At 47.1% G+C, this 14,559-nt stretch carries 16 protein-coding genes and 3 tRNA genes; 10 read left to right on the top strand and 9 right to left on the bottom strand.

What is annotated here, in order from left to right; genetic code table 11:
- Window positions 1-94: 94 nt before the first annotated feature.
- Together P2W70_RS24525 and P2W70_RS24520 are read left to right on the top strand one after the other, a co-directional pair.
- Window positions 95-655 (top strand): helix-turn-helix domain-containing protein, encoded by a 561-nt coding sequence (locus P2W70_RS24525; RefSeq protein WP_276484183.1) that lies wholly within the window; start codon window positions 95-97, stop codon window positions 653-655.
- 119 nt (window positions 656-774) lie between these two features.
- Window positions 775-1,851, top strand: a complete 1,077-nt coding sequence (locus tag P2W70_RS24520; RefSeq protein ID WP_276484182.1) for a fatty acid desaturase family protein — start codon at window positions 775-777, stop codon at window positions 1,849-1,851.
- Between the two features lie 15 nt (window positions 1,852-1,866).
- Here the strand turns inward: P2W70_RS24520 and P2W70_RS24515 are convergent, their stop codons facing one another.
- A complete protein-coding gene (locus P2W70_RS24515) occupies window positions 1,867-2,280 on the bottom strand; it encodes a hypothetical protein (protein WP_276484181.1) in 414 nt (137 codons plus the stop codon).
- A 119-nt stretch (window positions 2,281-2,399) separates the two neighbouring features.
- A complete protein-coding gene (locus tag P2W70_RS24510) occupies window positions 2,400-2,765 on the bottom strand; it encodes a cupin domain-containing protein (RefSeq protein WP_276484180.1) in 366 nt (121 codons plus the stop codon).
- A gap of 356 nt (window positions 2,766-3,121) precedes the next feature.
- Between P2W70_RS24510 and P2W70_RS24505 the strand changes: the two genes are divergently transcribed.
- The 4 genes from P2W70_RS24505 to P2W70_RS24490 all read left to right on the top strand — a co-directional run bounded on the left by P2W70_RS24505 (window position 3,122) and on the right by P2W70_RS24490 (window position 5,565).
- Entirely contained in the window at window positions 3,122-3,424 is a 303-nt protein-coding gene (locus P2W70_RS24505; protein ID WP_276484179.1) for a hypothetical protein, read from the top strand.
- Between the two features lie 28 nt (window positions 3,425-3,452).
- Complete coding sequence (locus P2W70_RS24500) at window positions 3,453-4,094, top strand: hypothetical protein (RefSeq protein WP_276484178.1); 642 nt, start codon at window positions 3,453-3,455, stop codon at window positions 4,092-4,094.
- 358 nt (window positions 4,095-4,452) lie between these two features.
- Window positions 4,453-4,743, top strand: coding sequence for a hypothetical protein (locus P2W70_RS24495; protein ID WP_276484177.1), 291 nt, complete (start codon window positions 4,453-4,455; stop codon window positions 4,741-4,743).
- 27 nt (window positions 4,744-4,770) lie between these two features.
- On the top strand, window positions 4,771-5,565 hold the full coding sequence (locus tag P2W70_RS24490; protein WP_276484176.1) for an amidohydrolase family protein: 795 nt from the start codon (window positions 4,771-4,773) through the stop codon (window positions 5,563-5,565).
- Here the strand turns inward: P2W70_RS24490 and P2W70_RS24485 are convergent.
- From P2W70_RS24485 to P2W70_RS24470, 4 genes are all read right to left on the bottom strand, one after another.
- A complete protein-coding gene (locus tag P2W70_RS24485) occupies window positions 5,545-6,528 on the bottom strand; it encodes an ISAon1 family transposase (protein ID WP_420832400.1) in 984 nt (327 codons plus the stop codon). The genes P2W70_RS24490 and P2W70_RS24485 overlap by 21 nt on opposite strands.
- Complete coding sequence (locus P2W70_RS24480) at window positions 6,521-6,889, bottom strand: ISAon1 family transposase N-terminal region protein (protein ID WP_276484175.1); 369 nt, start codon at window positions 6,887-6,889, stop codon at window positions 6,521-6,523. The genes P2W70_RS24485 and P2W70_RS24480 overlap by 8 nt, the downstream gene beginning before the upstream one ends.
- A gap of 262 nt (window positions 6,890-7,151) precedes the next feature.
- A tRNA-Leu gene (locus P2W70_RS24475) sits at window positions 7,152-7,235 on the bottom strand.
- Between the two features lie 91 nt (window positions 7,236-7,326).
- Window positions 7,327-8,478 carry a sensor histidine kinase gene (locus tag P2W70_RS24470; RefSeq protein ID WP_276484174.1) on the bottom strand — a complete coding sequence of 384 codons (1,152 nt, stop codon included), beginning with the start codon at window positions 8,476-8,478 and terminating at the stop codon, window positions 7,327-7,329.
- Between the two features lie 152 nt (window positions 8,479-8,630).
- On the opposite strand from P2W70_RS24470, the gene P2W70_RS24465 reads away from it, so the two are divergent.
- The 4 genes from P2W70_RS24465 to P2W70_RS24450 all read left to right on the top strand — a co-directional run bounded on the left by P2W70_RS24465 (window position 8,631) and on the right by P2W70_RS24450 (window position 10,277).
- A complete protein-coding gene (locus P2W70_RS24465; protein WP_276484173.1) occupies window positions 8,631-9,656 on the top strand; it encodes a glycosyltransferase family 2 protein in 1,026 nt (341 codons plus the stop codon).
- Window positions 9,657-9,705: 49 nt separating this feature from the next.
- Entirely contained in the window at window positions 9,706-9,915 is a 210-nt protein-coding gene (locus P2W70_RS24460; protein WP_276484172.1) for a hypothetical protein, read from the top strand.
- Window positions 9,916-10,057: 142 nt separating this feature from the next.
- Window positions 10,058-10,133, top strand: a tRNA-Gly gene (locus tag P2W70_RS24455).
- A gap of 58 nt (window positions 10,134-10,191) precedes the next feature.
- Window positions 10,192-10,277 (top strand) — tRNA-Leu (locus tag P2W70_RS24450).
- Between the two features lie 80 nt (window positions 10,278-10,357).
- Here the strand turns inward: P2W70_RS24450 and P2W70_RS24445 are convergent.
- The 3 genes from P2W70_RS24445 to P2W70_RS24435 form a co-directional block, all read right to left on the bottom strand.
- Complete coding sequence (locus P2W70_RS24445) at window positions 10,358-13,039, bottom strand: PAS domain-containing protein (RefSeq protein ID WP_276484171.1); 2,682 nt, start codon at window positions 13,037-13,039, stop codon at window positions 10,358-10,360.
- 32 nt (window positions 13,040-13,071) lie between these two features.
- Window positions 13,072-13,524: a response regulator gene (locus tag P2W70_RS24440; protein ID WP_276484170.1), complete on the bottom strand. Its 453-nt coding sequence runs from the start codon at window positions 13,522-13,524 to the stop codon at window positions 13,072-13,074.
- Window positions 13,525-13,608: 84 nt separating this feature from the next.
- Window positions 13,609-14,478, bottom strand: a complete 870-nt coding sequence (locus P2W70_RS24435; RefSeq protein ID WP_276484169.1) for an AraC family transcriptional regulator — start codon at window positions 14,476-14,478, stop codon at window positions 13,609-13,611.
- Window positions 14,479-14,559 lie beyond the last annotated feature (81 nt).

Raw genomic sequence — 14,559 nt, 5'->3', positions numbered from 1 at the left:
CTTTACGGTCAGCCAGTGTGCTGGTTTAGAGGGAGCTGCCGGGCGATCAGTTCCATCAATATCGACTGGCATACCTTCACAAATAGGGAAGCTTTTGAAACTTTTCATCAAAAATATGGTATGTATCCGCTGCAAAATGGTTGTGACGGATGAACTATCCAAGCTGGGGTTTCATTGCATCATCGTAGAACTGGGCGAAGTACAGATTGAGGAAGAAATTACCCCGGAACAACGGGTACTTATCCAGGTAGCTTTATTACGTTCAGGTTTAGAGCTCATGGATGATAAGAAAAGCATTTTAATACAGAAGATCAAACAGGTGATCATCGAGTTGGTCCATTATTCCGAAGAGCCACTGAGGGTGAGGTTTTCTGATTTTCTGAGTAAGAAGCTGAACTACGATTATACCTACCTGGCCAACATTTTTTCAGAGGTGCAAGGGGTAACGATCGAGCAATTCATTATTTCTCATAAGATCGAGCGGGTCAAGGAGCTGCTGGTTTACGATGAATTAACCCTGTCGGAAATAGCTTTTAAGATGCATTACAGCAGTGTTTCCCACCTATCGGCCCAGTTTAAAAAAGTAACGGGTCTTACCCCCTCCCACTTTAAACAGATCAAGAACAATCGGCGTACAATGCTTGATGATCTGTAGGTTTTCCCCGTCAAAGTGTGAATTTTGTGATATAATCCCGGAATGTTATAAGCCTGGCATCGGCAAGATTTGCCAACTTTAGGTTGAATCATTTTATGTATTGTTCAATCGAAAGGTTTATGGCCAGAGTTACATTTAATAATAGCAATCGTCAATTCTTTCAGGCAGTTAAAAAGTCGGTGGATGACTATTTTGAGCGTAACCAACTACGAAAGACTGGCAACTGGAAGTTATATATGAAGGCGATCATCCTGGTGCCGGTTGCCCTGGCATTGTATAGCTTCCTGCTGTGGGGCGCTTATCCATGGTGGGCCGGTATCCTGTCGTCGGCCTTGCTGGGAATGTCGCTGGTGTGTATAGCGTTCAATGTAATGCACGATGCCTGTCATGGCAGCTATTCCCGCAAAAGATGGGTGAATGACATCATGGGGCTCAGCATGAACGTTTTAGGTAGCAATGCCTTTATCTGGAAGATCAAGCACAACATTATACACCACACATATACCAATATAGATGGTGTGGATGATGACCTGGCCAATAGTTTTTTACTGAGGGTGTGCAAAAGCCAGCAGTGGAAGCCCGTTCACCGGTTCCAATTTATCTATATGTACTTGCTGTACGCCATTAGTACACTTGCCTGGATGTGGGGCAACGACTTTATCAAGTATTTCACCAGGAAGATACATCGCACACCAATCAATAGCATCAATACCCGTGAGCATATCGTATTTTGGACCAGCAAATTGTTGTACCTCTTCTTTTATGTAGGTGTGCCTGTTTATTTTATCGGGTGGCAATCATGGTTGGTTGGTTTCCTGATCATACATGTAGTCATGGGACTAGCCTTGTCCATCGTTTTTCAATTGGCGCATGTAGTAGAAAAAACGAGTTTTGAATTCATGGCGGAGGATAATAAACTGATCGCCTCTGAGTGGGCCATTCATGAAGTGAATACGACAGCCGACTTTGCTCCGAGGAACAAGGTGATAAGCTGGCTGGTGGGGGGACTGAATTTCCAGGTTGAGCATCACCTTTTTCCCCAGATCAGCCATATACATTATCCTGCACTCAGTAAGATCGTACGGCAACAATGCGAGTTGTTTGGCATCCCCTATCATTATTATCCTACCATGCGGCAGGCTATTTATTCTCATATTCGCCTGATGAAGCGGTTGGGTAAGCCGGGTGCGTCCTGATCGAATGGGGCATTGTTACGGAAGTGATGGTTGCGGTACAATAAACGCCAGTTCTTCGCCCTGTATGCTGAAGAAAAGGTTTTGTAAGTCGTGCAGATGTTTCATATGTTGTACAATAGGTTGATGGGCAAAATCCAGGGGGAAATAGTCATTGTCCAATTCGATCGAATAGGTACGATCGGGTCGCTTATGCTGCCATAGCTTGAAATGAGGGTGAAAAGTGAAGCCGAGACTTATTAGCAGTTGGTCATTTATCTTTACATTGTCCAATCTGCCCGATGATGGATGCTCAAATTCGACATCATTGTCTATTTCAAATCCAATTAATTTTTCCTCGCCGTTAGCATAGTGATTGAGACTGCAGATCTTACGCAGCTTATCATCTACCATCACATAATTGCCGATTCGGAATTGTTCTATATTTATCACGGTCGTGTTATTTAGGTATTAAAAAGAATAACAACTGCGCTGTTTTTCGCAGCAGCAGTTGTTCAATGGTCATAGCAGATAGTAATGGCGGTTGTTTGAAGTGATGTGATCGTTTGGCTTTATTCGTAGCCGCTTTTTATAGTGGTCAGTATCATTTTGAACCGCTCATTGGGTGTAATATAATGCGATGCGTGTGCAGGAATGATGATCCCCTGGCCGGTACTTAAGTTATTCGGTTGTTTTTCGATCACGATCACCGCTCGCCCCTCCACGATCTGAACGAAGGTGTCGAAGGGAGTCGATTTCTCCACCAACCCCTCGCCATTGTCAAAAGACATTATGCTGACATTGCCGGTTGTTTTTTTGATGATGGTTTTTATAACCACCGAATGGGGCACGTATTCGAGGATCTCAACGATAATATGCACTTTTGATCGTTCCAGCTCATCGTTCCCAGGCGTCTTGTCTCCTCTTGTATTATCCATAGTATAACAATTAGGCCAACTCTTGTAAAGATAGATCTGAAAGAAAGGAAAGGGCCCGGATAAAGATCCAGCCCTGTTTTTTAATCCAATATCCTATGAAAAACCGAACTAAAGGTACCAGTCATGTTATTGGTAGTTGTTATGGAACCCTGATTTGCTTTTATATAATTCTCACTTACATCCAATAGGTCGGCAAGATGGGGCGGCTGGGTGCTTATTGGTGGATCAGTAGGGTGGTATAATGTGGAAGTCGATGTTGGTCGACGGGATATGTGAATGTTACAATTTATTAGGTTCATTGTATAACAGTTATCTGGTTAAATGGGTGGATCTTTACTGGTAGAAAAATTGTAAGTATGAAAAAGATAATTGGTATTGCTGCATTTTTGATAGTTGCGGTAGTTTGCTCGGCAAATGCACAAACTAAATCAAAAGCAGATACGACGGATCGTAAGAATATTGTTGAAAAGGCCGGCGATAAAACCGCTGAGGTGGCTGTAAAAGGGAAAGCTGCTGTTGTCGATAAGGTCTATAAGGACAAGGTAGGACCCGATGGTCAGAAGATCTATATAGATCGGCATTCAAAATATTATTGGGTCGATAAACAAGGACACAACGTTTATGTTACCAAAGACAAACTCAAGCCTAAACAAAATTAAACTGGTTGCGTAATCACCAAATTCTACAATGAAACAAATACAAATAGCACTGCTATTAGCAGTTGCCGGTTTTTCGGCCCTGTCGGGCAAAGCACAGACCACCGAAACGTCCGTAATGATTGATAAAGAAAACAGGCATGCAGTCATGATGCCTGTTGATCAGCCCGAGAAAGAAACAAGAGAAGCATTGCGGTTACGACTGAAACAGTCGGGCCTGCAGGAAAGGATGTCTGGAAATGTCGCACGATATAAAGGAGTGGTGCTATCGGAGATTAGTCAGGAAAAGGTGGATATCTACACCAAGGTGGTACCAGGTCCCAATAACACCAGTGTGGTATACATGGCTGTTTCCAGGGGGTACAACAACTTTACAAATAGTCAGTCAGACAGCGGTCTCAATGGTCATGTTAAGGCATTCTTACAATCCTTCATAGGCGATGCTAACAAGCACTCGGGTAGTATTGACATTACCAAACAGGTGGACGATATTCGTAAAGAAGAAGACAGTTACCAGCAATTGGTCAATGAACAGGCTGATCTGCAAAAGAAAAGGTCTGCTATCGATACGAGGCTGTTGGATATTCAAAATGCCCTGGTTTTGAAAAAGGATTTGATTGATGGAAAGAAACTTGCCCTGGACAACGCCAAGACCAAACAAACAAAACTGTAGTTAGTCGAATGAACGGTTAGGTTCAGTCCTTCCTGATAGTGTAATGATTTTACTTGTTTTCATGTAAGTCCAAATAAAAGGCCTTGCCGCAACCGTGGCGAGGCTTTTTTTGTGAGCAGGACTCAGGGGTTTTATTAGCACGCAGTACCGGCAATGGGGAAGTGATGTGGGCAGGGCGAAGGCCTGTCAATGGTATACCTGCCTGTATAGCTTATTTATTACGTCACATGGCTACCTGCCCGATCGGGAAGTGTCTTCCTGTATGAACGCATATGCTGCCTGGCACTACCGTGCATGAACCGTGGTCAATCGCTGCCGGTCATCGTCGTTATTATATCATAAATCAACATTAATTACCATGAATCGCCTTAAGCAATTATTGCTGGTGCTGAGCCTGTTAGCAGGAATGCGGCAGGCGTACAGCCAGCAAACCAGTAACAGCGACAGCGCGCTCTTCAACGACAGCCATTTTCACCTTACCAACTATATCCAGGAAGGAATAAGCCTCCAGCAGTTTTTGAAGATCATGGGAAATGAAGTAGGACGGTCCACCTTGTTTGGTATTCCCCTGCAGCAGCAATGGTCTTTCCAGAACTCGGGGCGGTTGGCACCGACGTATTACCTCGAAACAGATGCGCCCTTGTATTAGTATTCATTTACCGATGCGTACATTGCCATGCAATACAAAGCGCTCGACGAAGCCCAGCAGCAGCGTTTTGATCCCATGATCAGCGGTTTCAATCCAACAGATATGTATGCGGTTCGGCACATAGAACGGGTGCTGCGCACGTTCCCGGGTGTCTTTACAGGGGTGGGAGAGTTTTCGGTGCACCGCGAGTTTGTTTCGTCTAAAGTGTCTGGCGAAGTGGCCAGTCTCTCCAATCCTGCTTTGGATAGTATACTGGACTTTGCCGGTAAGGTGGGCCTCATTGTGATATTGCACAATGATATGGATATGCCGATGGCCAGCGGTAAACAGCAGCCCGTATATCTTGCCGAAATGAAATCATTGCTCAAGCGACATCCTGAAACCACCATTATCTGGGCCCATATCGGCCTGGGCCGCGTCGTTCGTCCGGTTGGCAACAGGCAGTATCCCAATCAACCTGCCAGCTCTCATATTGAAGTCGTTCATGATATGCTCAAAGATCCGGCATTCGCACATGTATACTTTGATATTTCCTGGGATGAAGTGGCCAAGTACATCGTGGCGTCTCCTTCGAGCCTGGTGGCCAGCGCCGATCTGATGAAAAAATTTCCTGACAGGTTTCTCTTTGGCACGGACGCGGTATCGCCACCTGACCAGGTATTTTATCGGGCACTATATGAGACCTATCATGAGCTTTGGAAGGAGCTGGATGCAGTATCAAGCGAAAAGATTAGGAAAGGCAATTACCTCCGCCTGTTTGATCGCGCCCGTCAAAAAGGATCAAGTCAAAAAGTTGGGGTCTCAGGCGTAGATTTTGGCTAGCCTGAACATAAAAAACTTGATATCCCTGACGCCTCTGGCGGAAGCTCTGAAGGCTTTTATTTTGGCGTTAAATGACTCCGCCGATGCGTTTGTACTCCTGTTATTAAAGTAATCCAGTATTGCGATATAGTGTGTTTCGATTGATTTTGAGACAGTTCTGAATGAGTCAATTCCTGCATCCTCGACCTGGTTGTACCACAGCGCGAGTCGTTTAAAAGCCTGCTCTTTGCAGGTGCAATGGCGGAAGATATCACCTAGTTTCATAGATAAGTCATAGGCTTTTTTAAGTAACGGGTATCTGTCGAACATCAGTTGTGCCCTTTGTTTTTGTGAGTCAGTCCATGTCGAAGGATTCTTAAACAGCAGGTATCTGCTACGGGCTAACAGTTGCTTGGGAGAGTCTCCATTTGATAGAGGTTGAGGTTCGAAGGGTTGTTCTTGTTTTTTTGCCAGGGCTATTTGTGCGTTTTCCCTGTCTAACTCCTCCCAACGATATTTGATGCGGATTTCCTGTACGGCTTCACTAGCCAGTTGCTGAACATGGAAGCGATCTATAACGCGTCTGGCATTCGGGAAACAACGTTTTACGATCAGGTTCATGCTGGCCGCCATATCAAGAGTTACTTCCTGTACCTGATTTCTGAGGCGCTTTGGCAGCCTGAGTAATGCTTTGATGACTGTTTCGGCCTGCGTACCCTTGACAATAGCTACAATAGCTCCCTTGAGCCCTTTGGCGGCTTTATTCGTAATGATGGTATAGAGTTCGTCTTTGGAAAGTGCGGTTTCATCAATGCTTAGATGAGTTCCCACATTCTTCTTGAAAAGCATCCACTGGTCGGCATGCTCACGTTGGTCCCAGTCTTTATAATCGCTGATGTGGTGCTTATACTGTTGTTGAAATTGTTTGCCATCCAGGTGAAAGAAACGTCCGAGTTGATGGCAGCTGATGGGATGATTATCCAAGTGCTCCTTTTAAAAAATGCGCGAACTCTTTGGTGAGTCGTGCTCCTTGCATTACAAGGTCCCAGTTGCGTGATACGATTTCTCCGGTAGGCTGCACCTCCCAGCGACGACGCCTGATGCTCAATTCAACCTTGTGTTGTCGGATAGGAAAATCTTGAATTCTTACTTCAGGGAAAAAACCTTTGGAGTGAAGCGTTTGCTTGGAATACTCAGTGGGAGGAAGATTCTTCTCTTCTAAAAAAAGCACTAACCCTACTTTGTCTTTTACTATATGAATCAGATCAAAATAATCTAATGTACCCTCGGGCAACAAATAGCCCATCAATTCCTTAATCGTGTCCTGTCCTTGTTCCTTTTTCATCAGCCCGCAAAACAACACCTAAATCACAAATCCCCCAACTTTTCAACCTGATCCGTCAAAAAGTTAGGGCCTGGGAGAAAGCCAATCTGCCAGCCGATCGCTAAGTTCGGCGAACTCGCGTCGCCGGATTGGCTGCGCTGGTTTAGTAAGATTGATCTTATTCAAATAGCCATGCAGTGATGGGCGTTGCCGGCTTTTTACATAAGCAAGTTCGCGATGCCCAAAACGAAAAAAGCCCCAACATTCGTCGGAGCTTTTTTTGTGCCCAGGACTGGATTCGAACCAGCACGCCGGTGAAAGCACCACCACCTCAAAGTGGCTTGTCTACCAATTTCAACACCTGGGCGACCTTGTGAATTTTCAGACCGTGGCCTTAAATTCGGGAGGCAAATGTAGCATGTTTCTGTTATAAAAGTGCAAATCGGTCAAAAACTTCTTTATTTTTTTAGAACGATCCTGAAAGTCGTGCCCTTATTCAGTTCTGATTGCTTTACAAACAGTTGCCCCTTGTGGTACTGGGCTATGATGCGCTTGCTGAGGCTCAACCCAAGGCCCCATCCACGCTTCTTGGTCGTGAAGCCCGGCTTGAACACTTTACTGATATTTTGGCGCGAAATACCCTTGCCCGAATCGGTCACATCGATGATCACCTCCGCCTCCTGCTCCTTTACCTGCACCGCTATGCTGCCCTTCCCTTCCATCGCATCCAGCGCATTCTTCAGCAGGTTTTCGATTACCCAGTCAAACAAGGGTGGCGATATATGCGCCAGGATGCTCGATGCGCCACCGGTATCCAACGAAAAAATCACCCTTCCCGGAGCGCGCTTGCGGATGTACTCGATCATGGAAGCTACTTGTGCCACCACATCATGTTCTTCCAGGTGCGGCGTGCTACCGATCTTTCCAAAGCGATCAGACACGAGTTTCAGGCGCCCTACGTCTTTATCCATCTCCACCACAATCTTTTCATTATCGGGATTGTCCTTCAGCATTTCAACCCAGCCTTGCAGCGAGGAGAGGGGCGTGCCCAACTGGTGTGCCGTTTCTTTGGCCATACCGGCCCATACCTGGTTTTGCGATGATTTGAAACTGGTCGTCAACGCTGCAATGGTAATGATGATAAACAGGCTCACGATGAGAAGCTGCACCACCGGGTAATTACGCACCTGGTTCAATAAACTGGTATGGCCGTAATAATAATGGTTGGTACGGGTACTATCTCGTGGATCGACCCATACAATGGGATCATTCTGTTTGCTGAATTCCTTCAGTTTACCCTGGGTGTAGTTGCTGTCCTGGGCAACACTCGCGGAATCCAGGTTGATGAACTGCGTGATATGGCCCTTTTCATCCGTCTCGATGATGGGCACGGTTCTGTTTTCCGAGATGATAATGCTCACCAGCTTATCGCTGATACCGGTCGTATCATTGACGAGCAGCTTGCCGGCTTCCACCCATTGCGCTACTTTCTGCCGCTCTTCCAGGGCAATCTTTCGGGCAAGGAACTGCGAATAGAAAACGGTGCCGATCACGATGGCGATGGCGATAATGGATAAGCCGGTCCTCCAGTTAAACAGTGGTCGAATCATGTACAGGGCTGGTTTTGTATTGTTGAGATGGGAAGAAGAACGCCCAAATCCCACTTGCAATGTACTGTAAAAGGTAAAACCGGAAAATACTAAGAATTGATAAAATGCGTTCCTTTGCATCCCGTATAACGGAAATAGCGCCCACTACCATTATGACGCAACCTTTGGTTTCTATAGTGATCCTCAACTGGAACGGACGAAAGTTCCTGGAGCAATTCATGCCTTCGGTGCAGGCTTCTACCTATGCCAACAAGCATATTGCGGTGATCGACAATGCCTCTTCCGACGATTCTGTTGCCTTCCTGCAGGCGCATTATCCCAACGTGCAGATCGTTCACAACAGCGGTAACCATGGTTTTGCCAAAGGATACAACGAAGGACTGCGGTTTGTAAAGGGCGATTATTTCATCTTGCTGAATTCCGATGTAGAAGTTACGCCCGGCTGGATCGAGCCGGTCATTGCGCTCATGGAAAGTGATCCGACCATTGGCGCCTGTCAGCCGAAGTTCAGACAATATCACCAACGCGAGTTGTTTGAATATGCCGGGGCAGCTGGCGGTATGCTCGACTACCTCGGCTATCCATTGGCCCGCGGCAGGATCTTCGATCTCTGCGAAGTAGACCAGGGGCAATATGATGATGCCATACCCATCTTCTGGGCAGGCGGTGCAGCCTTATTTATTCGCGCAGCCGTGTATTTTGAATTAGAGGGCTTTGATGAATACTTTTTTGCGCACCAGGAAGAGATAGACCTTTGCTGGCGTTTGCAGTTGGCAGGATACCAGGTATATGTATGCCCGCAATCGGTCGTGTACCATGTAGGTGGTGGCACCTTGCCGAAGGGCAATGCGCGCAAGGTGTTTTTGAATTTCAGAAATAACCTGATCATGATGGCGAAGAACATGCCGGTAGGGGAGGCGCTGTGGAAGATCCCGTATCGTTTTTTATTGGATACCGTATCGGCTTTTAAGTCTTTATTAGAGGGGCAGGGGAGATACTTTACCGCCGTGTTCAAAGCGCATGTCGCGTTCCTGAACTGGTGGCTTTTTAAGCAAAAACAGAGCGTATTTCCCGTGTCACGCAAAAAAAAATTGCAAGGTTATATCCTCAAAAGCGTGGTGTGGCGCCACTTTGTGAACGGTAAGAAAACCTTTGCAGAAATTATTGGCGATAAGTGATGATATTTTGAACTGAATTATTATTTTTGCCTCCCAATCACAATTGATTATGGATCAACACCAAGAGATAGAAGAAGTAAAGAGCAAAGACTTCAAGGCCAGCTGGGTAGACTCCTCCGTATTCCTGTTCTACCTGCAAGTATTCTGTTTGGTTGCTTTTGTAACCGGCGGTTGCTATAGCCTGTACAAGCATAGCTACAAGGGTAAGCCTGAGGTAAATGTACCTTCCAATACCCTGTATACACCGGATTACAAGTAGAGAAAAAATAATCCGGAAAAAATCAGAAAAGATTTTGCGGATTCGAAAAACTCTCTATCTTTGCACTCCCAACAACGAAACAAGCTCTTTAAAAAGATAAGAAATTGACTCACTGAAAGTTACGACGAAAAGTGAGTGTAACGCGGAAGTAGCTCATTTGGTAGAGCACGACCTTGCCAAGGTCGGGGTGGCCGGTTCGAGCCCGGTCTTCCGCTCCAAAAAAAAGCAGATAATATCCTTATCTGCTTTTTTTTTCTACTTTCGATACTACTAGCTACCCCGGTGGCGGAATCGGTAGACGCGCTGGACTTAAAATCCAGTCTGCAGTAATGCGGGTACGGGTTCAACTCCCGTCTGGGGTACAAATACAAAAGCCGCTCAATCGAGCGGCTTTTGTATTGTCTTTATCGAACCTTCTTTATCCGGCTTGCCATCAGCCAACCTACCCCGGCAAGAAAATATGAAACGTGGCCCCCTTGTTCGGACTGGCATCCGCCGTGATAAACCCATTGTGGTTCTCTACAATCTTCTTGCAGATCGCTAAACCAATACCCGTTCCTTCATACGACTCCTTCCCATGCAGGCGCTGAAACACCAGGAAGATCTTGTCGCGGAACTGCGGGTCAAAGCCAATGCCATTATCGGCAACACTGATATGATAATACATGCTTGAACGGTCTGCCTCCGGTATACCCGTAGCCTCACCGCCCATTAGTTGCATATTGATCCGAATTTCCGGTTTTCTGCCAGCCACCGTAAACTTCAGTGCATTCACCAGCAAATTGGTGAACAACTGCTCTGCCTGAAACGGGATTACGGGCAATACCGGTAATGGCGCCACCTGCACCGTGGCATGCTTCTCTTCGATATTCTCCTGCAGGTGCCCGATCACCTTAGCCACGAGGTCGGCAAGATTGGTAGACACAAAATGATGGTCCGTCGCATTGGCACGTGAGTAGGCCAGCAGGTCCTTGATGAGTTGCTGGGTGCGATGGGATGCGTTCTCGATGCGCTGCAGGTAATCTTTACCCTTGGCCGTCAGCAGTTCTGATTCACTATAACTGATACGGCTTACGAAAGTCTGTATCTTCCGCAAAGGTTCCTGCAGGTCATGGCTGGCCACATAAGCAAATTGCAACAACTCGCTGTTGGAGCGCAATAACCGTTCATTGATCAACTTCAGGTCCTTATTGCGTTCAATGATCTGCGAAGTCAGGTCGTCCGACAACAACTTGCTGTCGTGAATATCGGTAGCTGTGCCCACCCACTGGCGGATCTTGCCCTGCTCGTCAAACTGCGGCGTAGTCTTGGTCGAAAACCAACGGTACTCTCCATCAAACCGGCGAAAGCGCTGCTCAGCCTGAAAGATCTTCCCCGATCGTTTGGAGATTTCCCAGGCATCCAGGCTCGGTTGCCGGTCTTCCGGATGCAGCAACTCCAGCCAGATCAAGGTGGTTACTTCGTGTTCTCGTATACGTGTATAGTCGAAGAAGGATTGACTGAAATAGTTCATATTGCCTTCCGCATTGGCTGTCCAGATAAACTGCGGCAATAGGTTGGTCAAGCTGATGAATTGTTGCTCGCTGGCTTTTAACGCACTTTCCGCTTTCTTCCGCTCGGTAATATCGATCAACACGTTCAGGGCGCCAATCGTTGCACCAGCTTCATCATGTATTGGCTGTGGGTTCGAGATCACGAAACGCAAAGAACCATCGGGCCGTTGAATAAAACCTTCCATATGCACAGCCCGGTTTTCCCGAAGCGCTATAGCGGTGGGAAATTCCTCCCGGGGAATGGGTTGACCGGTCAGCGATAACATACCAATGGAGCCACCCCAACGATCTGTACCGATGGAAGGCGTACGTCGCCACAGGTCAACGGCTGCCTGGTTATAGATATTGACATAACCGGCTGCATCAGTCGTGTAAACTGCCACCGGCAGTGTATTGATCAACTCCCGGTATTGCTTCTCGGCTTTCTCGATACGCCGACGGGCTTCTACTTTTTCCGTTACATCATTCACCGTTACCATGATACCCGATACCCTTCCATCGGCTTCGATCAGGGGCGCATATTCAAAGTCGAGGTAATAGCCTTTGGAACCATCGAAGGAATTCACGATGGCCAGCGCTTCTTTTTCGCGGTGCGCGATGCCCGTGCTCGTTACTTTTCGCAACAGTTCAGGAAACTGCTGGTCCAGCAACTCCGGAAATACGTCCAGCAGCTTTTTACCCAGTACTTCTTCCGGCTTCTTACGCCAGATCTTTTCCAGCAGAAAGTTGTTCGCCATCTCGATAATGAAATCGGGACCACGGAAAATAGTCATCGCAATAGGAGAGTGGGTAACGATATTGCGGAACTTTTGCTCCTTCTCCTGCAAGTCAAATTTGCTCATGACCAGGTCGGTCACCTCGGTAGCTACAACGATCACTCCATCCACGGCCTGGTGACTATTGAAGAGGGGATAATATACAAAGTTAAAAAAAGACGTCTCGGGTTTACCTAAACGGTGTAGCGTTACCTCGAACTCATTGCCATAATAGGGATTGCCTGTTTTGAAGATATCTTCAAACAGGGGCGCAACGAATGCCCTCACTTCAGGCAACGATTCGTACAGCGACTTGCCGACAAAGCGCTCCCGCGTTTTGTCAACAATAGATAAATAGGTATCGTTCACCAGTTCGACGATCAGATCCTCGCCACGAAGGATCAGCAAGCCGATCGGTGCCCCCATCACCGCCGCCTGCAGCGCAGCAGCATTGTCGGGCAAATGCGGTGGGGTACCCACACGTAGTTCAGCCAGTTGTACGAGGTCCAGTAAATGTTCCGATCGCTCTGTCAGCAAAGCCAGTCCGGAATCATTCCGCACGGCAAGCCGATCGTTACCAGCCATCGTCAGAGCCCGCGCCTGTTGCACGATAGCTGCATGTTTCGTCAGTAAACGTGGCAATTCGGGCAGTCCGGCACTGGTGGCAAACAGACGGTCAAGCATGGACCGCACTGCGCCATCATATGCATCGATATGGTGCCGTACAGCTGGCGAATTACTTTCAGCAAGGAGGGGGAAATCCTGGAGAAAGGCAATATTCGTGCGCCTCAATGTAGCGAAGATGGTTGCGTCCATGGTTGGCATTAATTGGCCGGCAATACCGGTGTTCAGCACTGGAGCACAAACTTGTCCCGCGTGGTGGGGGGGCGGTGTTCACTCCAGTTGATGGAAAGTACCTGCGCGATGGCATTCTTCAGTTTAGGGAAACTCGAGGGTTTACAAAGGTAGTAATTGGCGCCCTGTTGAAACACCCGGTCGATGAACTCCTTCTCGGAAGTGGTCGAGAAGATGACCACAGGAATGTCCTTGAGTTTATTCGTTTCCCGGATCTCCGACAGGCATTCAAAGCCACTTTTAAATGGCATGTTCAGGTCCAGGAAAATAACTTCTGGTGGTGGGGGAACCGTCAGGTCCAATATCTCCATCAACTCTTTGCCGTCATTGGCCATCACCAGGTCTGTTTCCTGGGCCACTTCGTGAAAGGCATCCTCAAAAAGGTACCTGTCGTCCGGATCATCGTCTGCTAAAAATACCGAGGGTTTTGTGTTGCTGATGCTCATATAGTCTATATTGGCAAATCTACTTGAAATAGGGCCTGTAAGGTTATTGGCGAATTAATATATCATTTAATATGGCCGCCATGGCTACAAACTCAGAAACTCATTTTTGTATTCCACCGGCTTTTTCAACATGAATTCCTTGAACTGTTTGTTGAAATTGGACAACGTGTTGAAACCGCACTCGTAGCCGATCTGCGCCACGCTGTCGTTGGTCTCGGTCAGCAACTTGCAGGCATGTTTGATGCGGATCTCCGATACAAACCGGGTAAAGGGCTTGTTGTTCCGGGCCGTAAAGAAACGACTGAAGGAAGTAGGCGTCATGTGCAGCAACGCTGCCATCTCTTCCAGCGATATCTTACGCCGGAAATGCTTCAATACATATTCATACACCAGGTTCAGCCGGTCCGTTTCGTGTTGGTTGTACGATTCTTCATACGGCACGGATGAGATATATTGATAACTTTTGGTGCCAGCCATCACCTCCAGGATCTGCAACAAACAGATCACGCTTTTAATACCCTGTGCCGTCAGCAGATCCTGCATCAGCGTAATGATCTGCTCCCGTGGAGCCCCATAAAATTCGAGTCCGCGTACCGCCCGCACGAACAACTTCTTCAGGTTGGCCATCTCCTCCTTGTCCATGATCTGATCGCCCAGTAATTGTTCGTTGAAATAGATCACCACCCCCTCTGTCATCAACACACTCTTTTTCGCAAAATACGATTCGTCACTGCGCCACAAATGGGGTAGATGTGGCCCGGTAAAGACCAGTTCGCCCGGCTTAAACGACTTGATGCTGTCGCCTATAAAACGCGTGCCCGTACCCTCCAGTACCACAAATAACTGGTATTCCGAATGCGCATGCCACACCGGGTCAAAGTGCTTCTCCCGCAGGTGGCGTATGATAAAAATTTGTGATAGAGGAATCTCCGATTTGTGTAAAGCCGCTTTCAATACAGTGTGTTTTGTCGCTGAAAATCTAAAATAAGCAAAAAGCAGGATAAAATACAGTCAGTATTGGATATAATCGGAGCG

This window comes from Paraflavitalea pollutisoli, assembly GCF_029360705.1.
GTDB classification, from domain to species: domain Bacteria; phylum Bacteroidota; class Bacteroidia; order Chitinophagales; family Chitinophagaceae; genus Paraflavitalea; species Paraflavitalea pollutisoli.
This window is presented reverse-complemented; position numbering and strand designations above follow the sequence as displayed.